Here is a 19,865-nt window from a genome sequence, read left to right as displayed (position 1 = left end):
TGTCGGGTTCAGGCTACGACCGCGCCGCAAGGCCCTGTACCCGCGGAGGGCGCTCGATCAGCCCCAGCGCACCAGCTTCTCGTCCTGCCGTGGCACATAGACCTTGTTCACGATCATCAGCAGCGACGCGGTCACCGGCACCGCCACCAGCGCGCCCAGCAGGCCCAGCAGGGTGCCACCGACCATGGCGCCGATCAGGACGAGGGAGCCGGGGATGTCGACGGCCTTCGTCATCACCCGCGGGGTCATCACGTAGGCCTCGACCTGCATGTAGGCGAAGTAGACCGCGGCGAAGATCAGCCCGATCCACCAGGAGTGGAAGAGCGAGACGCTGGTCGCGAGGATCCAGAACAGCGCCGGCCCGACCATCGGGATCATCGTGATCAGCAGGGCGAGGAAGGCGAGCAGTGCGGCGAACGGGACACCGAGCACCGTGAGCAGGATGAACGAGAACACGGCGTTGAAGAACGCCAGGACCGCCATGCCGGAGACATAGCCGCCGACCGACTCGGTGATCTGCTCGGTGATCTCACCCAGCTGTGCGCGGGCGTGTGCCGGCGCGAGCCGGGTCATCGCGTGCATCATCGTCCGCAGCGAGGCCAGGAAGTACAGCGTCAGCACCAGCACGATCAGGGTGCCGGAGACCGCGTTCACGACCCCGGTGCCCACCGCGAGCGCCCCGCCGCCGATGGCGAGGAGGTTGGCCGGGTTGGACAGCCACGCACGCGCCTGGTTCAGCAGGTTCTGGTAGATGTCGCTCTGCCCGCTGGCCGCGACGAGGTTCTTGAACCACGCGGCGTCCTGGAGGTCGGAGATGTAGCCGGGCACGGCGGACGCGAACTGCGAGATCTGCACGACAGCCGTCGGCACGATCAGCGCGATCACCGCTCCGAAGGCGACGGCGAAGCCGACGAACACCACGGCGATGCTGAGGCCACGGGACATCCCGTGGCCCTCCAGCCAGCGGACCATGGGATCGAGGGCCATGGCGATGAACAGCGCGGCTCCGACAGACACCAGAACGGTCGACAGCGACGCCATCGCCCCCGCGAGTGACCAGGCGACCAGCGCGCCGACGGTCGCGGTGAAGCCCCAGACGAAGGGGTGCCCGAAGTCGACGAACACCCTGCTCACACGGGAGGTGGGCGCCGCGGGCGTGCCGGTCGGCACGGGGGCGGGGGTCGGCACAGGCGTCCCGCCCGTCGGCGTGGGGGCGGGGGAGGGGACGCCGGACGCACCGTCCGCGCCGTCGGCGGAGGGGTCGGTCAGCTCGGCCCTCGTCTGCTCGGTATCGGCCATGCGAGCAGCGTAGGGCCTCAGGCCCGGGGGACGCCCGAAGACCGCCACCGCCTGAGCAGTCGGGGCGGCAGCAGGGCGCTCACCAGGAGCGTGCCGCACAGCACGAGGACCGCGCCGACCACCTGCAGGGCGGTCAGCCGGTCGCCCAGGGCCACCAGCCCCACGCCGAGGGCCAGGACCATGCCGGTGAGCTTCACCCCGCTGGTGAAGCGGGCGGCCGCGGCATCGCGCGGCGGCACGATGAGGATCGGTGCGATGCCCACGGCGGCAAGGGCGATCAGCCCGAGCGCCGCGACCTCCCCGAGGCCGGGCATGCCGATGCCCGCCACCACGAGCCAGGGCGAGAGCACGGCTGCGGCGAGCAGGTTGGCGGTCACCGCCCGTCCCGGATCCGCCCCGAGGCGGCGCGGCCCGTAGCGGCTGACGAAGGCGGCCGCCAGCGCACTCGCGAGTCCGCACAGAACCCCGGTGATGAAGGCCCAGGAATCCCCGTCCGCGGGGAAGGCCACCACGAAGAGCAACCCGAGGAAGCCCACGCCCAGCCCCGCCGCCGTGACGCCCGTGATCCGGTCGATGCCCCAGACCTGCCCGGTGAGGGCCGCGAACAGTGGCATCGCGCTGAGCACGAGCACCGCCGGCGCCACGCCCAGGCGTCCCAGGGCCACCGCGAGTCCGGCCGACTGGACGGCGAGGGCCAGCGCGGTGACCAGCACGGGGACGGCCGGCCCGCCCAGCCGCACCCGGGCACCGGCACCTCGTGACGCGAGGGCGACGGTGGCCGCGACAACCAGGCACTGCAGCACCGCGGCGAGGGCCCAGCCGAGCCCGCCGACAGCGATCCACAGCGCCACCATCGAGGCACCCCACAGCGCGGCCAGGCCGGCGAAACGCGGCCAGTTCCGTGGTGGCATGTGGTGCTCCGGGCGTCAGGGGTCTGTCCTACGCTTTCACGCGGCTGCCACCATGCACCTGAAACGTGCGCATTCGTGCATGGCTTGGGTAGATGCGTGACCGCAGGTGCAGGGTGACGCCCTAGACTCCCGGAGGACGCCCACGGAAGGAGCAGTTCATGAGCACGACCACCCCGGAGGCCCTCGTCTCGAGGCTGTGGTGGCTGAACCTCCTGCGGGGTGTGCTGGCCATCGCCCTCGGGCTGGTGGCCATCCTGTGGCCGGGGGTGACCGTCCAGGCCTTCTTCACCGTCTTCGGCGTCTTCAGCCTCATCGACGGCCTCGTGGCGCTCGGCACCGGCATCTTCTTCCGGGGCACCAGCTGGGGCTGGATCCTGTTCGAGGGCATCGCGGGGATCCTGCTCGGCCTGCTGGCGATCGCGCGTCCCCAGACCCTCGCTGCGGTCATCGTGATCTTCCTCGCCATGTGGGCGCTGGTGGTCGGCCTGTTCCAGGTGGCGGTCGCGATCCAGCTGCGCTCGACCGGCCAGCGCAGCTGGCTGTGGGTGCTCATCTCGGGGGCGATCACCGCGCTGCTCGGCCTGTACTTCCTGGTCAACCCCGATACCGGCGCGGCCTTCCTCGCGGTCACGGTGGGCGTGTTCATGCTCGCTGCCGGGGCGGTGATGGTCTTCGGCGCCGTCCAGCTCCGTCGCAACCGGGACGAGCTGCTGCAACTGCTGTCGTGAGCCTGCGCCTGTTCGTGGCCGTCGTCCCGCCCCCGCCGGTGGTGGCGGCCTGGGACACGCTTCTCGAGCCCCGGCGCGATGCCGACCCGTCGCTGCGCTGGACCTTGCCCGAGAGTTGGCACGTGACGTGCGCCTTCATGCCGGCCGTCCCCGAGACGGCCCTGGACGCGCTCGCCGAGGCCCTGGACGCGGTGGCGGAGCGGACCCCGCCGTTCGAGGTCGTCGTGGCCGGAGCCGGCGCGTTCCCCGATCCCGACCACGCCAAGGCGCTCTGGCTGGGCGTCCGCGAGGGGTCCGACCCGCTCGCCCGCCTCGCCGGCCGCTGCCGCACGGCCGTGTCCGGGTGCGGCGTCGAGGTCGACGGCGGGCGCTTCCGTCCGCACCTCACCCTCGCCCGGACCCGTCCGGCGTCGGCCACCCGGTGGCTGCGTGTCCTGGACGCCCTCCCTCCGCAGGCCTGGACGGTCGACGGGTTCAGCCTCGTCCACTCGCGCTCGCTCCCCGGTGGCGCCGGGTACCGGACGCTCCGGGAGCACCGGCTCTCCGGCACACTCGGCTAGGCTCCGCGCTCGTGGCAGGCATCAGGGGACTCTTCGCGGACACCACACCCCTCGCCAACGCGCCCTTCCGTCGGCTGTGGCGGGCCAACATCATCACGGTGATCGGCGCGCAACTGACGGTCGTGGCCGTGCCGGCACAGATCTACGCGATCACCGGCAACTCGGGGTACGTCGGACTGACCGGGCTGTTCGGGCTCGTGCCGCTGGTGGTGTTCGGACTGTGGGGCGGCGCCCTCGCGGACCACTTCGACCGGCGCCTCCTGCTCCAGGTCACCACGGTCGGGCTGATCGTCACCAGCGGGCTGTTCTGGCTCCAGGCGGCCCTGGACCTGCGCAACGTGTGGGTGATGCTGGGCCTCTTCGCCCTCCAGCAGGCGTTCTTCGGGGTGAACCAGCCCACGCGCAGCGCCGTCCTGCCCCGCCTGCTGCCGGTCGAACAGCTCCCTGCGGCGAACTCGCTGAACATGACGGTGATGATGGCCGGGGCGATCGCCGGGCCGATGGTGGGTGGCGCGCTGATCCCCGTCGTCGGCTACAGCTGGCTCTACCTCATCGACACCCTCACGCTGTTCGCGACGCTGTCCGCCGTCTGGCGCCTGCCCGGGTTGCCCGTGGAGAACCGGGTGGGATCACCCGGCCTGCGCTCGGTCGTGGACGGCTTCGCCTACCTGCGCGGCCACCCCATCCTGCTCACCTCGTTCGTCGTCGACCTCGTCGCGATGATCTTCGGCATGCCGCGCGCGCTGGCCCCGGAAGTGGCCCATGTCGCCTTCGGTGGACCCATCGAGGGCGGGACGGAGTTCGCCTGGCTGATGGCGGCGATCCCGATCGGCTCGGTGCTGGGGGGCGTGTTCTCAGGGTGGTTGCCCCGGGTCACCCGGCAGGGACGGGCGGTCGTGCTCTGCATCCTGGTCTGGGGCGCGGCGATCACCGGGCTCGGGGCCGCCGTCGCCCTCGCCGGACGCTGGCAGCTGCCGATGCTGGTGGCAGCGGTCTCGTTCCTCGTGGTCGGGGGCGCCGCCGACATGGCGTCCGCAGCGTTCCGGCAGTCGATGCTCCAGGCCGCCGCCGACGACGCCGTGCGCGGCCGCCTCCAGGGCGTGTTCATCGTGGTGGTGGCCGGCGGCCCCCGGATCGCCGACGTCCTCCACGGCTACGCCGCCGGCCTGGTGGGCACGGCCTGGGCCATCGGCGGCGGCGGCCTCCTGGTGATCGTCCTCACCCTTGCCGTCGCGGCTGCCGTCCCCGCCTTCTGGCGCTACCGCCCTGCCTGACCCGCGCTTCCCACCCCCACGCCCGCGTTTGCCCCCGATCGCAACTCCCGCTACCGAAATTCCGGTAGCGGGAGTTGCGATCGGCAGCGGGAACGGGGGGAGGGGCGGCCGGGACGGAGATGGGCGAGGAGCTAGCTGAGTGCGGCCTTGACCTTCGCGGCGACCTTGGCGCCCTCGGCGCGTCCGGCGGCGCGGGCATTCACGGCCTTGATGACCAGGCCCATCTGGCGCATGGTGAGCGCCTCGCCGGCCCGGGCCGCCGCGGCGGCGACCTCCTCGGCGACGATGGCGTCGAGTTCGGCGTCGGTCAGCGCGGCGGGCAGGTAGCGCTGGAGCACCTCGACCTCGGCCAGTTCCTTCTCGGCCAGCTCCGGACGGTTGCCTGCTGTGTAGGCCTCGGCCGAGTCGCGACGCTTGGCCACCTCACGGTTGAGCACGCCGAGGACCTCGTTGTCGGAGAGCTCGCGGGCCTCGGTCCCGGCGACCTCCTCGTTCTTGATCGCGGTCATCGCCATCCTCAGCGTCGAGCGGACGAGGTCGTCCCTGGCCTTCATCGCCGCCACCAGGTCGGCCTGCATCCGGTCAGCCAATTCGCTCATCACTCGCCCTTTCGCTGCGTGCCACGCCATTGTTCCACGTCGGGGAGGTGCCACCCGACGCGGCTATAGTGAGCCCGCCGAGCGCGTGGGAAGAGGACCAACAGGATGCAAGCGAAGCCGGGAACCGGGTCCGTCGGCCTGGTCAGCACCCGGACCGTGCGCCTGTTCACCGGCGAGGAGCCCCTCCGCCTGGAGCGGGGCGGCACGCTCGGCCCGGTGGACGTCGCGTACGAGACCTACGGCACCCTGTCGCCCGCGGCCGACAACGCCGTCTTCATCTGCCACGCGCTCACCGGGGACGCGCACGCGGCCGGCTACCACGAGGGTGCCACCCGCCCGGGCTGGTGGGACAACCTGATCGGCCCCGGCAAGCCGCTGGACACCGACCGCTTCTTCGTCGTCTGCGCGAACCTGATCGGTGGCTGCCAGGGCAGCACCGGCCCCTCCTCGGCCAATCCGGCCACCGGCGCCGCGTACGGGCTCGACTTCCCCGTGCTGATGATGCGCGACCTCGTCGAGGTGCACCGGGCGCTTGTGCGGCACCTGGGCATCGGGCGGCTCCTGGCGGCCCTCGGCGGCTCGCTCGGCGGCATGCAGGTGCTCCAGTGGGCGCTCGACCACCCCGAGGAGGTCGCGAACGCCGTCGTGATCGCCGCATCGAGCAGGCTCACCGCGCAGAACATCGCCTTCTCCGCCGTCGCCCGCCGTGCGATCATGGCCGACCCCCACTTCGTGGACGGTGCGTACGCGGCCGCCGGCGTCAACCCTGACACCGGCCTGTCCATCGCCCGGATGATGGCCCACATCACCTACCTGTCCGAGGACGCGCTCACCGAGAAGTTCGGACGCCAGCCGCACCCGGACGCGCACGAGCCCGGCTTCGGCATCGACTTCGCCGTCGAGAGCTACCTCGACCACCAGGGGCAGGCGTTCCTGGAGCGGTTCGACGCGTTGAGCTACCTCTACCTCACGCGGGTGATGGACTACTTCGACCCGTTCGCCGACCCGGAGGCCCTCGCCCGCGTGGGCGACCGCGCGGTGAAGTGGCTGGTGCTCTCCTTCGCCACGGACTGGCGGTTCGGGACGGATCACTCCCGCCGCATCGTGAGGACGCTGGAACGCGCCGGCCAGCCGGTGACGTTCCGGGAGATCCCCTCGACGTGGGGCCACGACTCGTTCCTGCTGGCCGTCGAGCCCTACCACGCGACCTTGCGGGCCTACCTCGACCGCGCGCTGAAGGAGGTCCGGCGATGACGCTGCGTCCCGACCTCGGCCTGGTCGCAGGCCTCATCCCTTCGGGCAGCCGCGTGCTCGACCTCGGCTGCGGCTCCGGCGAGTTGCTGGCCGAGCTCATCGCGGAGCACGGCTGTCGCGGCACCGGCGTGGAGATCGACCCGCCGCTGGTGCTGGCAGCGATCTCTGCGGGCGTGCCGGTGATCGAACTCGACCTCGACTCCGAACTGGCCGACTTCGCCGACCACTCCTACGACGTGGTGGTGCTCTCGCGGACGGTCCAGACGCTGCACCGCCCGGTGGAGGTGCTCAAGCACATGGAGCGCATCGGCCGGCGCCTGATCGTGTCGGTGCCCAACTTCGGCTACTGGCGCCACCGGCTGCGCCTGCTGCGCGGCCGCATGCCGATGTCGCGGGAGATCCCGCACGCCTGGTACGACACCCCGAACCTGCGGCACACCACCCTCGTCGAGCTCGAGGAGCTGTTCGCGCGCCTCGGGCTGGTCATCGAGCAGCGGATCGTGCTGCACCCCACGGGACGGCCGCTGCCCAGCGACCGGCTCGCCAACATCACCGGCGGGTCGGCCGTCTACGTGCTGCGCGCCGGCTGAGCCGACGGCCCGTCCGTCAGCCGCGCGCGAGCGCCGCGACGATGCGCTCTGCGCTTCCGCCGAGGCCCAGCAGTTCTGCGAGGTCGGCGAAACGCTGCGGGTCGGACGGCGTCCTCGGCAGAGTGAGGTCCAGCGGCGGCAGCGCGACGTCGGTCCGCACGGCCACCACCTCCTGCGCGGGACCCAGGTATCCGACGGCCGCGGCGAGGCGTGCCGTGAGGGTGGGGGAGAGCCGCCCGGACGCGGCGGCCGCCATGATCCCCGCGAGGTCCCGGTGGTCGGCCACCAGGCGTGCCGCCGTCTTCTCGCCGATGCCCGCCACGCCCGGCAGGCCGTCCGACGGGTCGCCGCGCAGCACGGCGAAGTCGACGTAGCCGGCGCCGTCGATGCCGTACTTCGCGCGCAGCCAGTCCGCGTCCACCCGGTCGTGGTTCGCCACGCCGCGGCCGACGTACAGCACGCGGACGGACCGGTCGTCGTCGACGAGCTGGAACAGGTCGCGGTCGCCGGTGACGATGTCGGTCGGCACGGCGGAGGCGGTGGCGAGCGTCCCGATCACGTCGTCGGCCTCGCAGTCGGTCGCGCCCACCACGACGAGGCCGAGGGCGGCCAGCACCTCGCGGATCAGCGGCACCTGTGCGACGAGCTCCTCCGGCACCTGCTCGACGTCGCGGTAGGCGACGCGGTGCGCCTTGTAGGACGGGAGCAGGGCCACCCGCCAGGCCGGACGCCACGCGTCGTCCCAGCAGCAGGCGACCTGCGTCGGCGCGTAGGCGGTGATGAACCGGGCGAGGAAGTCCAGCAACCCCCGCACCGCATTGACCGGACGCCCGTCCGGCGACCGGAGGGTGGTCGGCACGCCGTGGAACGCCCGGAAGTAGAGCGACGCGGTGTCGAACAGCAGCAGACGGGGTTCGGCCATCGCCCCATGCTGCCGCACGGGGCGCCGCTTGTCAGCGCCGCAGGGGCCCCGGCGTGGGAGGTTCCCACCGGCCCGGTAGGGTTCGCTGCGTGATCGATCGGCTGGCGGGCATGCCTGGTGCCCTGCGGACGGCGATCGCCCTCGTCTGCGGCGCCCTCGCTGCCCTCGGGTTCCAGCCCCACGGCTGGTGGCCGCTCACCCCGCTCGGCGTGGCCGGGCTCACCCTCGTCGTGCTCGCCGCCCGGCGGGTCGCCGGGGCGATCGGCCTGGGGTACGCCTGGGGGGTCGGGTTCCTCCTGCTCGGCGTCGGCTGGATGCAGGTCATCTTCGTCCAGGCGATGGTCGGCCTGGTGATGGTCGAGGCGGTCTTCTACGGCGTGCTGGGCGGCCTGCTGAAGGTGGCCTTCCGCCTGCCGTGGTGGCCCCTGCTCGCCGCGGGCTGCTGGGTTGCCGTGGAGTTCACCTTCGCCCGGTTCCCGTTCACCGGCTTCGGCTGGATGCGGCTGGGCTACGCGATGGTCGACTCCCCGCTCGCCGGGGTGCTGCCCCTGATCGGCGTGACCGGGTTGTCGTTCCTCACCGCACTGGTCGCGCAGGGTGCGGTCTGGCTGCTCGAGGCCTGGACGCGCCGGCGCGGCCTGGTCGCGATCGCCGGGCTGGCCGCGGCCGCCCTGCTCTCCGCGGCCGGCGGCCTCGTCCCCGCCGGGGCCCAGGTGGGCACGGCGAACGTCGGTTGGGTGCAGGGTGGCGCGCCGGGCGGCGGCGTCTACGGCCTGGGCGAGCCTCGGACGATCACGCGCAACCACGCTGCGGAGGCCGGCCGTCTGCGCGACAAGGTGGACGCCGGAGAGCTGCCGGCTCCCGACTTCGTGGTGTTCCCGGAGAACACCACGGACATGGACCCCTACCGCGACGCCCAGACCGGAACCCTGATCCGCTCGACCGCTGCCCGGCTGGGCGTCCCGATCCTGTTCGGCGCGATCCTCGACGGCCCCGGGCCCGACGAGCGACAGACCGCGTCCCTGTGGTGGGATCCGGAGCAGGGCGAACTGGCGCGCTACGTCAAGCGCGGCATCGTGCCGTTCGGCGAGTTCGTGCCGTACCGCTCCCTGCTGCTGCCGCTGGTCCCCGAGCTGGCCTACGTCGGCGCCCAGTCGGTGCCCGGGCTGGTGCCGGGGGCGCTGCCGGTCACCCTGCCCGACGGGCGCGGGACCACCCTGGGCATCATGGTCTGCTACGACCTGGTCTACGACGACTTCGCGTACGACACCGTCCGGTACGGCGGCCAGCTCATCCTTGTCCAGTCCAGCAACGCCATGTACCAGGGCACCGGCCAGATCGAGCAGCAGTTCGCGATCACCCGCGCGCGGGCGATGGAACTGCGCCGCGAAGTGCTGGTCGTCACCACGAGCGGGGTGTCCGGCCTGATCAACGCCGACGGCTCGGTGGCCTTCACCGGCCCCGAACACGTGGGCGCCTCCGGGGTGGTCACCCTCCCCGAGCGCACGGGCCTCACCCCCGCCACCTGGCTCGCCCCGGCCCTCGAGCTCGCGATCGTCGTCCTGTCGCTCCTTGGCCTCGGGCTCGCTCTCGCATGGGGCAGAATGGGCAGATCCGCACCGTCACCTGGAGAAGAGAATGGCCGACTCGGCAGCGTCGCTTGAGCGAGTGCTCGTCATCATCCCGACCTACAACGAATCGGAGAACCTGCGTCCGATCACCGGCAGGATCCGGGCGGCGGTACCTACGGCGCACATCCTCGTCGCCGACGACAACTCCCCGGACGGGACGGGGCGGCTCGCCGACGAGCTCGCCGCGTCCGACGATCACATCCACGTGCTCCACCGCAAGGGCAAGGAGGGCCTCGGCGCGGCGTACATCGCCGGCTTCCGCTGGGGCCTGAACGAGGGCTACGACGTGCTCGTCGAGCACGATGCGGACGGGTCGCACCAGCCCGAGCACCTGCCGGCCATGCTCGAGCGCCTGCGCACCGCGGACGCCGTGAAGGGCTCCCGCTACGTGCGTGGCGGCGCGACGAAGGGCTGGCCGCTGCACCGCGAGCTCCTCTCCCGGGGCGGCAACCTCTGGACGCGGCTGATGCTCGGCCTGCGCGTGAAGGATGCCACCGGCGGGTTCACCGCCTGGCGGGCCAACACGCTGCGCGGCATCGACCTCGACGGCGTCGAGGCTGCCGGGTACGGCTTCCAGGTCGACCTCGTGTGGCGGGCGCTGCGCAACGGCTTCACCGTCGCCGAGGTGCCGATCACCTTCATCGAGCGCGAGTACGGCGACTCCAAGATGAGCGGCGCGATCGTCGCGGAGGCGATGCTGCTGACCACGCGGTGGGGTGTCACCTACCGTCTCGGGCAGGCGAGGGACGCGGCCGGGAGGGTGGCCGACACGGTCGGCCCGGCTGCGAAGAACGCCGCCTCCGACGCCGGCCGCGCGGTGGGTCGACTGCGCGGGCGCGTGTCCCGCTGGCTCGAGCAGCGGAAGGCCGGGGGAGCGCGATCGTGACGGCGCCCCGCCGCGCGCGGCGGTGGCTGCTGCCCCTGCTCGTCGCCGGCTTCGTCCTGGTCTCCGTGGCGGAGGTGTGGCTGCTGACCACCGTCGGCACCCGGATCGGTGTGCTGCCCACGCTCGCGATCCTCCTCGCCGAGGCGGTGCTCGGCACCTGGCTCATGCTGCGGGAGGGCGGCAAGGCCTGGCGCGCGCTCGTCGACGCCTACGAGACCGGACGCATGCCCAGCGGCCAGCTCGCCGACGCCGCCCTGGTGCTCGTCGGTGGCCTCATGCTCATCCTGCCCGGCTTCTTCACCGACCTGGTCGGCCTGGTCTGCCTGCTGCCGTGGACGCGTCCCCTCGCCCGGCGCCTGATCGGCCTCGTCGTCGCCCGCCACGCCGCGAGGCAGGGCCTCGACCTCGGCGTGATGCGGGCACGGTTCAGCCCCGACACGGTGGTCAGGGGAGAGACGGTCGAGCAACCGGACGCAGCGCCCGGAACGGGCACGCAGGAGCCGCGCGTGATCAGCGGGGAGATCGAGGACTGACGCTGGGGCGCCCGTGACCCCTCACCGGCGTCCCGGAACCGTCAGCGGTCCTCGCCGCGGATCTCGCCCAGGCGTTCGGCGAGCAGGTCCTCCAGCTCCTCGATCGAGCGGCGCTCGCGGAGCATGTCCCAGTGGGTGCGGGGTGCCTTGGTCTCCTTGACCTCCGGTTCCGCGCCGTCGGAGCGTCGGGCCACCTCACCGCAGCGCGGGCACTCCCACGTCGTCGGCAGATCGGCCTCCTCGGAGAAGACCACGGTGAAGTGGTGGTCCTTCGGGCAGTCGAAGCCGACCTCCTGGCGCGGCGCGAGCTCCACGCCGCTCGGGTCGGCGTGGCTCTTTGATCCGAGCCCGGATCCCCTCAGTGCACGATCAGCCATGGTGTCTCCCTCCGTTGCCACGCTAGCCAGCGGCCCCAAATCGCTCGGGGCCGCGTCCCCGGGTATCCGGGACGGGCAATGCCGTCACAACACCTTGGGCAACACGTTCCCGGCGTCGGTGATTCCCTTGCGCATGTCGACCCTCGCCAGCAACGCGCCGCCGACGAGGAAGAACACCACCAGCGCCACCAGCGCCAGCCGGTAGGACTGGGTGAACTGGAACACCAGGCCGAACGCGAGCGTGCCCAGCCAGCTCGTGCCGCGCTCCATCGCCTGGTAGAAGCTGAAGTACTCCGACTCCCGCCCGGCGGGGATCAGCTGGCTGTACATCGAGCGGGACAGCGCCTGGGTGCCGCCCATCACCAGCCCGATGGCCGCACCGAGTCCGAAAAGCGCGCCGACGACGCCGGACGGGATCCCGAACCCGACCAGGACGACCACCAGCCAGATGCCGATGCCGATCAGCACCGTCCGCTTCGCCCCGATCCGCGCCGCGACCCACCCGAACCCGAGCGCACCGAGGATGGCGACGAACTGCGTGAGCAGGAAGGTGGCCAGCACGAGGTTCTCCTCGATGCCCAGCTCGCGGATCGCGTAGACGCTGGAGGACACGATCACCGTCTGGATGCCGTCGTTGTAGAACAGGAACGCGAGCAGGAACGCCAGCGTCTGCGGGTAGTGGCGCATCTCGGCAAAGGTGGCGGCCAGCTGCCGGAACGGGTTGCGCCGCGCGACCTCCACCGGCACCTCCCGGGGCAGCGAGCGCAACCCCAGCACGGGGATGAACGTGAAGGCGGCCCACCACAGGCCCGCCGAGAGCAGGCTGATCCGCACCGCCATCGCCTTGTCGATGCCGAGGGCGGGGTAGAAGCTCATCAGGGCGAAGTTGAGCGCCAGCAGCAGGCCGCCGCCGACGTAGCCCCAGGCCCAGCCGCGACTGGAGACCCGGTCCCGCTCGTCGGGACCCGCGATGCGCACCAGCATCGAGTCATAGACGACGATGGACGCGCCGAAGGCGATCAGGCTGATCACCATCAACCAGGCGCCCAGCTCCCAGTTCGACCCCATGAGGAAGAACATCAGCGACCCGGCGGCGGCGCCGAGCCAGGCCGTCGCGCCCAGCCAGCGGTGCGGATGGGCGGAACGGTCGGCAGCGGCCCCGACGAACAGCAGCACGACGGCGGAGATCAGGGTGCTGAGCGTCGCCAGCAGGGACGGCAGCGCGCCCGGAAGGACCGGCACCAGGCCGAGCAGCAGCACCGGGCGGCTGCACTGCCCGGAGCCGACGTCCGGGCAGGCCGCGTTGGTGGCGAGGCTGACCAGGTACGGGCTGATCAACACCGTCGCCGTGGTGGTGTAGAAGGCCGAGTTCGCCCAGTCGTACCAGTACCAGGCCCGCTGTTCCCTCGTGCTCCTCATGCCGCGCCCTCCCACAGTCCTCGTGCCACCAGGACCCTCTTCAGGGTGGTGATGTCGTCGCTGACCAGCCCGTCGACCCCGAGGTCGATCAGGCGGTTCATCTCCGCCTCGTCGTTGACCGTCCACACGTGGACGACGCGGCCGGTGGCGTGCGCCACCCGCAGCACGTCGGCACGCACGAGCTCCAGCGGCGTGCGCTCGTCGCGGACGGGGATCTGGAAGGCGGCGCCCTTGTCCAGCCGCAGGCGGCGAAGGCCGAAGGCGTGCGTCGCCCAGGCGACCCCGCCGGGGGTGACCGAGGTCAGAACCTCAGGGGCGGCGCGCCGGAACGCGGCCAGCCGGGCTCCGGAGAACGACCCGACGCACACCCTGTCGGTGGCGCCGAAGCGGCGCAGCACGTCCACCAGCGGCGCCACGGAGCGGTCGTCCTTGATGTCGATGTTCAGGAACGTGGACCCGAACTCCTCCAGCAGTTCCTCCAGCAGCGGGATGGGGTCCATGCCCCCGATCCGGACGCCGGCCAGTTCCGCCCAGGAGTGGTCGCCGATGGCTCCGCTGGCGTCGGTGACCCGGTCGAGAACCGCGTCGTGGAACACCGCCAGCCGCCCGTCCGCTGTGGCGTGCACGTCGAGCTCGAGGTAGCGGTAGCCGAGTTCCACGGCCCTGCGGAAGGCGTAGGCGGTGTTCTCGCGAGGCACGTCGTCGGGGGTGACCCAACCGCCGCGGTGCGCCATCGCGGCGAACCCGCTCGCCAGGTACGGATGGTGACGGCGCTGCACGGCTGCACTCTATGTCCATCCCGCCGCGCGGCCCACGGCTCGCCCAAACCCCACGCGGCGTGTTGAATGTCGCCGTGACCACGATCCTCTCCATCCAGTCCTCGGTGGCCTACGGCCACGTCGGCAACAGTGCGGCGACCTTCCCGCTCATGCGCGTCGGGGTCGAGGTCTGGCCGGTGATCACCGTCCACTTCTCCAACCACACCGGGTACGGCGCGTGGCGGGGGCCCCTGCTGGCCGCGTCCGACATCGCAGAGGTGGTGACCGGCATCGACGAGCGGGGCGTGCTGGGCCGGGTCGACGCCGTGCTGTCCGGCTACCAGGGCGCGGAAGCGGTCGGCGCAGAGGTGCTGCGGGCCGTCGACCTCGTGCGTGAGCGCAACCCCCGCGCCGTGTACTGCTGCGACCCGGTGATCGGCGACGTGGGCCGCGGGATCTACGTGCGTCCGGGCATCCCGGAGTTCATGCGCGACAAGGTGGTGCCCGCGGCCCAGATCGTCACCCCCAACCACTTCGAGCTCGACTTCCTCACCGGGCGCACCACGACGAGCGTCGCCGAGGTGCTGGACGCCGCGGACGCCCTGCGGGAGAAGGGGCCCGAGGTCGTGCTGGTCACCTCGACCGTGCTGGAGGGGGACCACCCGGAGGAGATCCGGATGCTCGCGGTGACCGCCGACGGCGCCTGGCAGGTGATCACGCCGCGGCTGGAGCGGAACTTCACCGGGTCCGGCGACCTGACCGCAGCCCTCTTCCTCGCCCACCACCTCGAGGGCGACGACGTCGGGCAGGCGATGGGACGCACCGCCGACGCGGTGTACTCGCTGTTGAAGGCGACCACCGAGGCCGGCTCGACGGAACTGCTGCTCGTGCAGGCGCAGGAGCAGCTCGTCGCCCCGGACTTCCACTTCGACGTGGAGCGGTTGCGCTAGCCCATGTCGCCCGGCGCGGAAGCCCTCGCGGCGATCCTCCTGGTCGCCGTCCTGGCGTTCGCCGTCATCCGTCCCCGCGGCCTGCCGGAGGCCGTCGCCGCGGTCCCGGCCGCGGCCGTCGTCCTGCTCACCGGGGGGCTCGGCTGGTCGCAGGCTGCCGAGGAGACCGCCCAACTCCTCCCGGTGGTGGGGTTCCTGGCGGCGGTCCTCGTGCTCAGCGAGTTGTGCGCCCGCGACGGGCTGTTCGAGTGGGCCGGGCAGTTCATGGCCCGCCGCAGCCGCGGCGAGCCGCACCGCCTGCTCCTGCTGGTCTTCGCCGTCGCCGCGATCACGACGGCCGTCCTGAGCCTGGACGCCACGGTCGTGCTGCTCACCCCGGTGGTCTTCGCCACGGCGGCCCGGGTCGGTGTCCGGCCACGGCCGCACGTCTACGCGTGCACCCACCTGGCCAACGGCGGCTCGCTGCTGCTGCCGGTGTCGAACCTGACGAACCTGCTCGCCATGACCGCCCTGGGCATCGGCTTCGTCCAGTTCGGCCTGGTGATGCTGCTGCCGTGGCTCGCCGTCCTCGTCGTGGAGTACCTCGCCTTCCGCTGGTACTTCGCCGGCGATCTGACGGTCTCCGCGGGCGCGGGGGTTGCCGTGTCCGACGAGGTGGCGCTGCCGCGGTTCAGCGCGACGGTGCTCGCCCTCACCCTGCTCGGCTTCGTCGTCGCGTCGCTGGCCGGGGTGGAGGTGGCGTGGGTGGCGGCGGCCGGCGCCCTCGTGCTCGCGGTGCGGGCCGTCCGTCGCGGTCAGGTCCGCGTCCCGGAGGTGGCCGGAGCGCTCAACCTGCCGTTCCTCGCGTTCGTCCTCTCGCTGGGGATCGTGGTGAAGGCGGTGGTCGACAACGGCCTCGCCGACGCGATGGCACACCTCGTCCCCGGCGACGACTCCCTCGTCGCGCTGCTGTGGTGGGCCGGCCTCGCCGCGGTGCTGGCGAACCTCGTGAACAACCTGCCGGCGGTGCTGATCCTGCTCCCGCTGGCCACCGGTGGGGGAGTGGGGCCGGTCCTCGCCGTCCTCATCGGGGTGAACGTCGGCCCCAACCTCACCTACGTGGGATCGCTCGCCACGCTGCTGTGGCGCCGGATCGTGCACGCGCACGACCACGAGGCGCCGCTGGGGGAGTTCACCCTGCTCGGGCTGCTGGCGACCCCGGTCGCCATCGTCGTCTCTGTGCTGGCGCTGTGGGCGTCGGTCCGACTGTTCGGAGGTGCACTGTGAAGGTTCTGGTCTGGATCACCGAGGCCACCTGGCCGGCGTGCGTGGACGCCGTCACGGATCTCTTCCCCGACGCCGAGGTGCGCCTGCTGGCCGCGGTGCCCGGCGACGTCGCCGCCCAGGTCTCCGGTGCGCGCACCGGCCTGTGGGGACGCGGTGCCGGTCGTGACCCCGGTGCACGGGTCACGGCGATCGCTGAGGAGGCGACGCGGGCGATGCTCGACGCCGCTGCCGGCCGCCTCGGACGTCCGGCGGAGGTGGAGCTGCGCACCGGCCGCGTCGAGAGGGAGGTGACGGCCGCGGCGGCGGACGCCGACCTGCTGGTGCTGGCCAGGGACGGCGACCTGTCGCGTCTGGGACCCCGCAGCCTCGACCGGCACACCCGTTTCGTCGTCGACCACGCCCCGTGCCGCGTCCTGCTGGTGTGGCCCGGACGGGCACCCGGCCTGGCGTCCATCCCGCCGCCGCCCGACCACCCCTGACCGCGCCCACCACCCGCTCCCCGCGGGTCACCCCCGTGCCTGAGGGCCAGCCTTCCTGCGTGAGGGCCAGCCCCCGTTCGCGAGGGCCAGCCTTGAGGTCGAGGGCTCGCTCCCTGGTGCTGGCCCTCGGCGTCAAGGCTGGCCCTCGGCGGAAGGGTGGAGCCGGGCGATGCCGTGCCGCCGGGGGTGACGAGGCTCTGGCTCAGTCCTTGAAGACGTCGATCCGCGCGCCGAGGGCGTTGAGCCGGTTGGGCAGGTCCTCGTAGCCGCGGTTGATCACGTACACGTCGCGCAGCACGCTCGTCCCGCGCGCGGCCAGCGCCGCCAGCAGCAGGCACACGGCCGGACGCAGCGCCTGCGGGCAGATGAGCTCCTGCCCGCGCCAGCGCGTCGGGCCGGTCACCACGATCCGGTGCGGGTCGAGCAGCTGGACGTCCGCGCCGAGCTTGTTGAGCTCGACGAGGTGGATCGCCCGGTTCTCGTAGACCCAGTCGTGGATCATCGTCCGGCCCTCTGCCACCGCAGCGATCACCGCGAAGAACGGCAGGTTGTCGATGTTCAGCCCTGGGAACGGCATCGGGTGGATCTTGTCGGCCGCGGCATGCAGCACCGACGGGCGGACGGTGATGTCCACCAGCCGCGTCTGGCCGTTGTCGGAGCGGTACTCGGGGCTGAGCGTGAAGTCCAGGCCCATCTCGGACAGGATCGCCAGCTCGATGTCGAGGAACTCGATCGGCGCGCGCTGCACGGTCAGTTCCGAGCCGGTGACGATGGCCGCCGTGATCAGGCTCATGGCCTCGATCGGGTCCTCGGAGGGGGAGAACGCGACGTCCGCCTCGATCCGGTCCAACCCGTGCACCGTGAGCGTCGTGGTGCCGATGCCCTCGATCCGCACGCCGAGCTCGGCGAGGAAGAAGCACAGGTCCTGCACCATGTAGTTGCTCGAGGCGTTGCGGATCTCCGTGCTCCCGGGGAACTGGGCCGCGGCCATCAGCACGTTCTCGGTGACGGTGTCGCCGCGCTCGGTGAGGGTGATGCGCCGGTCCGCCTCCGGCGTCGGGTGCACCTCCGCGTGGTAGAGGCCCTGCGTGGTGCGGACGGTCAGCCCGAAGTGGCGCAGCGCCTGGAGGTGCGGGGTGACGGTGCGGGCGCCGAGGTTGCAGCCGCCGGCATAGGGGAGGTCGAACGCGTCCTCGGAGTGCAGCAGGGGGCCGAGGAACATGATGATCGAGCGCGTCCGGCGCGCGGCTTCCGCGTGCATCCGGGCGAGATCGAGCCGGGCCGGACGCACCAGCTCCAGCTCGGACTTGTCCGCCGACCAGGTGGCCCGGACGCCGATGCTGGTGAGCACTTCGAGGATCCGGTTGACCTCCTCGATCTGGGCGATGCCGCGCAGGACGGTCCGGCCGTGGTTGATCAGGGACGCGCACAGCAGTGCCACCGCCGCGTTCTTCGACGAGCGGACGGCGATCGAGCCGTGGAGCGTCACCGGGCCGTGGATGCGCAGGTGCGTGGGTCCGGCGGGACCCGCGTGGATGAGGGGGGAGTCCAGGGCGCCGGCGATCCGGTTGATCATCTCCAGGCTCAGGTTCTGCCCGCCGGACTCGATCCGGTGCACCGCGCTCTGCGAGGTGCCCAGCACGTCCGCCAGTTCCTGCTGGGTCAGGCCGCGCTGCTTGCGCGCGTCCCGGATCAGGGTGCCGATGCTGCTCGGGAGGAGGTCTGCCACGCCACGCACCTTATGTCATATGGGATATGAACGCCGAGCCCCGCCGCAGAAGTGGCCGTCCCACGCAGTCTCCGGGGGATGTGCAGCAATACCCCGACCGGCACCCGGCGACGCCCCGACAACGCTCGCCCCGGTCGGTTAAGGTGACCATCATGACCCAACACTTCGATGTCGTCGTCCTCGGTGCCGGTCCGGGGGGTTATGTCGCTGCGATCCGTGCGGCCCAGCTGGGCAAGAGCGTCGCCGTCATCGAGAAGCAGTGGTGGGGCGGTGTGTGCCTGAACGTCGGCTGCATCCCGACCAAGGCCCTGCTGCGGAACGCGGAACTCGCCCACATCTTCACCAAGGAGGCGTCGACCTTCGGCATCGAGGGCGAGGTGCGGTTCAACTTCAAGGCCGCCTTCGATCGCAGCCGGGCGGTGTCGGACCGCATGGTGAAGGGCGTCCACTTCCTGATGAGGAAGAACAAGATCACCGAGATCAACGGCTGGGGCACCTTCACCGACGCCCGGACGATCGCGGTCACCACCGACAACGGCGAGGACACGATCACCTTCGACGACTGCATCATCGCCGTCGGCGCCACCACGAAGATGCTGCCGGGAACCCAGCGCAGCGAGCGGGTGTTCACCTACGAGGAGCAGATCCTCTCCGACCGCCTGCCCAGTTCGATCGTGATCTGCGGCGCCGGCGCGATCGGCACCGAGTTCGCCTACGTCCTCGCCAACTACGGGGTGGACGTCACCATCGTGGAGTACTTCGACCGCATGGTCCCCAACGAGGACCCCGAGGTCGCGGCCGAGCTGCTCAAGGCGTACAAGAAGCTCGGCGTGAAGGTGCTGACGTCCACCAAGGTGGACGGCATCGAGGAGCACTCCGACGGCGTGCGGGTGCGGGTCAGCCCGGCCGGTGGGGGAGAGGGGCAGGTTCTGGAGGCCGAGCGCGTCCTCCAGTCCCTCGGCTTCGCCCCGCGGACGACCGGCTACGGGCTGGAGAACACCGGGGTCGCCCTCACCGAGCGTGGGGCCATCGCGATCGACGACTACATGCGGACGAACGTCGCGGGCATCTACGCCATCGGCGACGTCACGATGAAGCTGATGCTCGCCCACACCGCGGAAGCCCAGGGCGTCGTGGCCGCGGAGACCATCGCCGGGGCCGAGACCATGCCGATCAACTACGACATGATCCCGCGCGCGACGTACTGCCAGCCGCAGATCGGCTCGTTCGGCTACACGGAGGCCCAGGCCGCCGAGCGCGGCTACGAGGTGAAGGTCGCCAAGTTCCCGTTCAGCGCCAACGGCAAGGCGCACGGCCTGGGCGATGCCACCGGCTTCGTCAAGGTCGTCGCGGACGCCCGCTACAACGAGATCCTGGGCGCCCATATGATCGGCCCGGACGTGTCCGAACTGCTCCCCGAACTCACACTGGCCCAGCAGTGGGACCTCACCGCGGACGAGGTCGGACGCAACATCCACGCGCACCCGAGCCTCTCCGAGGCCCTCAAGGAGGCCGTGGAAGGCATCGCGGGACACATGATCAACCTGTAGGAACGCCCTGGCCGGTCTACAGCCGGCCGGGCCCACCAGCCCCATCGCACCCGGGAAACCCGTGGCGGCGGGGCTGTCGTGCGTCCGGAGCGGGCGGACGAGCGCTGCAGGGCCGTGTCCTCCCAACGGGGGACAAATGTCCTCCCCACG

19 protein-coding genes and 1 pseudogene are annotated in these 19,865 nt (G+C 71.7%); 12 read left to right on the top strand and 8 right to left on the bottom strand.

Annotated features, from left to right (window positions below):
* Window positions 1-57: 57 nt before the first annotated feature.
* Together ACFQQJ_RS14420 and ACFQQJ_RS14415 are read right to left on the bottom strand one after the other, a co-directional pair.
* Complete coding sequence (locus ACFQQJ_RS14420) at window positions 58-1,299, bottom strand: AI-2E family transporter (protein WP_377107468.1); 1,242 nt, start codon at window positions 1,297-1,299, stop codon at window positions 58-60.
* A gap of 17 nt (window positions 1,300-1,316) precedes the next feature.
* Window positions 1,317-2,210 (bottom strand): hypothetical protein, encoded by an 894-nt coding sequence (locus tag ACFQQJ_RS14415; RefSeq protein WP_377107466.1) that lies wholly within the window; start codon window positions 2,208-2,210, stop codon window positions 1,317-1,319.
* A 158-nt stretch (window positions 2,211-2,368) separates the two neighbouring features.
* Between ACFQQJ_RS14415 and ACFQQJ_RS14410 the strand changes: the two genes are divergently transcribed.
* Genes ACFQQJ_RS14410 through ACFQQJ_RS14400 form a run of 3 tightly spaced genes read left to right on the top strand, consistent with a single transcriptional unit; the run spans window position 2,369 to window position 4,772 of the window.
* On the top strand, window positions 2,369-2,938 hold the full coding sequence (locus ACFQQJ_RS14410; RefSeq protein WP_377107464.1) for an HdeD family acid-resistance protein: 570 nt from the start codon (window positions 2,369-2,371) through the stop codon (window positions 2,936-2,938).
* Window positions 2,935-3,498 (top strand): RNA 2',3'-cyclic phosphodiesterase, encoded by a 564-nt coding sequence (gene thpR, locus ACFQQJ_RS14405; protein WP_377107463.1) that lies wholly within the window; start codon window positions 2,935-2,937, stop codon window positions 3,496-3,498. The genes ACFQQJ_RS14410 and thpR overlap by 4 nt, the downstream gene beginning before the upstream one ends.
* Before the next feature lie 11 nt (window positions 3,499-3,509).
* On the top strand, window positions 3,510-4,772 hold the full coding sequence (locus tag ACFQQJ_RS14400; RefSeq protein ID WP_377107461.1) for an MFS transporter: 1,263 nt from the start codon (window positions 3,510-3,512) through the stop codon (window positions 4,770-4,772).
* A gap of 131 nt (window positions 4,773-4,903) precedes the next feature.
* On the opposite strand, the gene ACFQQJ_RS14395 is transcribed toward ACFQQJ_RS14400, so the two are convergent.
* Window positions 4,904-5,371 (bottom strand): GatB/YqeY domain-containing protein, encoded by a 468-nt coding sequence (locus tag ACFQQJ_RS14395; protein ID WP_377107459.1) that lies wholly within the window; start codon window positions 5,369-5,371, stop codon window positions 4,904-4,906.
* Window positions 5,372-5,476: 105 nt separating this feature from the next.
* Here ACFQQJ_RS14395 and ACFQQJ_RS14390 point away from each other — a divergent pair, with 105 nt between their 5' ends.
* Together ACFQQJ_RS14390 and metW are read left to right on the top strand one after the other, a co-directional pair.
* Window positions 5,477-6,625, top strand: coding sequence for a homoserine O-acetyltransferase (locus ACFQQJ_RS14390; RefSeq protein WP_377107457.1), 1,149 nt, complete (start codon window positions 5,477-5,479; stop codon window positions 6,623-6,625).
* A complete protein-coding gene (metW, locus tag ACFQQJ_RS14385) occupies window positions 6,622-7,215 on the top strand; it encodes a methionine biosynthesis protein MetW (protein WP_377107456.1) in 594 nt (197 codons plus the stop codon). Before ACFQQJ_RS14390 ends, metW begins: the two co-directional genes overlap by 4 nt.
* Window positions 7,216-7,231: 16 nt before the next feature.
* Here the strand turns inward: metW and ACFQQJ_RS14380 are convergent, their stop codons facing one another.
* A complete protein-coding gene (locus ACFQQJ_RS14380; RefSeq protein ID WP_377107454.1) occupies window positions 7,232-8,137 on the bottom strand; it encodes a 5'-3' exonuclease H3TH domain-containing protein in 906 nt (301 codons plus the stop codon).
* Between the two features lie 89 nt (window positions 8,138-8,226).
* Here ACFQQJ_RS14380 and lnt point away from each other — a divergent pair, with 89 nt between their 5' ends.
* The 3 genes and pseudogenes from lnt to ACFQQJ_RS14365 all read left to right on the top strand — a co-directional run bounded on the left by lnt (window position 8,227) and on the right by ACFQQJ_RS14365 (window position 11,187).
* Complete coding sequence (gene lnt / locus ACFQQJ_RS14375; RefSeq protein ID WP_377107452.1) at window positions 8,227-9,801, top strand: apolipoprotein N-acyltransferase; 1,575 nt, start codon at window positions 8,227-8,229, stop codon at window positions 9,799-9,801.
* A pseudogene (locus ACFQQJ_RS14370) lies at window positions 9,776-10,516 on the top strand (polyprenol monophosphomannose synthase); the annotation flags it as partial. The gene lnt and the pseudogene ACFQQJ_RS14370, both read left to right, overlap by 26 nt.
* Window positions 10,517-10,650: 134 nt before the next feature.
* Entirely contained in the window at window positions 10,651-11,187 is a 537-nt protein-coding gene (locus ACFQQJ_RS14365; protein WP_377107450.1) for an FxsA family protein, read from the top strand.
* Window positions 11,188-11,228: 41 nt separating this feature from the next.
* On the opposite strand, the gene ACFQQJ_RS14360 is transcribed toward ACFQQJ_RS14365, so the two are convergent.
* From ACFQQJ_RS14360 to ACFQQJ_RS14350, 3 genes are all read right to left on the bottom strand, one after another.
* Window positions 11,229-11,564, bottom strand: coding sequence for an RNA polymerase-binding protein RbpA (locus ACFQQJ_RS14360; protein ID WP_377107449.1), 336 nt, complete (start codon window positions 11,562-11,564; stop codon window positions 11,229-11,231).
* An 84-nt stretch (window positions 11,565-11,648) separates the two neighbouring features.
* Window positions 11,649-12,983, bottom strand: coding sequence for an MFS transporter (locus ACFQQJ_RS14355; protein WP_377107447.1), 1,335 nt, complete (start codon window positions 12,981-12,983; stop codon window positions 11,649-11,651).
* Window positions 12,980-13,762, bottom strand: a complete 783-nt coding sequence (locus ACFQQJ_RS14350) for a glycerophosphodiester phosphodiesterase family protein (RefSeq protein ID WP_377107445.1) — start codon at window positions 13,760-13,762, stop codon at window positions 12,980-12,982. The genes ACFQQJ_RS14355 and ACFQQJ_RS14350 overlap by 4 nt, the downstream gene beginning before the upstream one ends.
* A 74-nt stretch (window positions 13,763-13,836) precedes the next feature.
* Here ACFQQJ_RS14350 and pdxY point away from each other — a divergent pair, with 74 nt between their 5' ends.
* The 3 genes from pdxY to ACFQQJ_RS14335 are packed head-to-tail and all read left to right on the top strand — an operon-like array spanning window position 13,837 to window position 16,436.
* Window positions 13,837-14,691 (top strand): pyridoxal kinase PdxY, encoded by an 855-nt coding sequence (gene pdxY, locus ACFQQJ_RS14345; protein WP_377107443.1) that lies wholly within the window; start codon window positions 13,837-13,839, stop codon window positions 14,689-14,691.
* 3 nt (window positions 14,692-14,694) lie between these two features.
* Window positions 14,695-15,957, top strand: coding sequence for an SLC13 family permease (locus ACFQQJ_RS14340; RefSeq protein WP_377107441.1), 1,263 nt, complete (start codon window positions 14,695-14,697; stop codon window positions 15,955-15,957).
* Window positions 15,954-16,436, top strand: a complete 483-nt coding sequence (locus tag ACFQQJ_RS14335) for a universal stress protein (protein ID WP_377107439.1) — start codon at window positions 15,954-15,956, stop codon at window positions 16,434-16,436. The genes ACFQQJ_RS14340 and ACFQQJ_RS14335 overlap by 4 nt, the downstream gene beginning before the upstream one ends.
* Before the next feature lie 202 nt (window positions 16,437-16,638).
* On the opposite strand, the gene ACFQQJ_RS14330 is transcribed toward ACFQQJ_RS14335, so the two are convergent.
* Entirely contained in the window at window positions 16,639-18,165 is a 1,527-nt protein-coding gene (locus ACFQQJ_RS14330; protein WP_377107438.1) for a helix-turn-helix domain-containing protein, read from the bottom strand.
* 152 nt (window positions 18,166-18,317) lie between these two features.
* Here ACFQQJ_RS14330 and lpdA point away from each other — a divergent pair, with 152 nt between their 5' ends.
* Window positions 18,318-19,715 (top strand): dihydrolipoyl dehydrogenase, encoded by a 1,398-nt coding sequence (gene lpdA, locus ACFQQJ_RS14325; protein ID WP_377107436.1) that lies wholly within the window; start codon window positions 18,318-18,320, stop codon window positions 19,713-19,715.
* The last annotated feature ends 150 nt before the right edge of the window (window positions 19,716-19,865 follow it).

The sequence above is a fragment of the Propionicimonas sp. T2.31MG-18 genome (genome assembly GCF_964266745.1).
Lineage (GTDB): Bacteria > Actinomycetota > Actinomycetes > Propionibacteriales > Propionibacteriaceae > Propionicimonas.
Note: the sequence above shows the minus strand (reverse complement) of the source record. Positions and strands in the feature narration are given on the sequence as shown.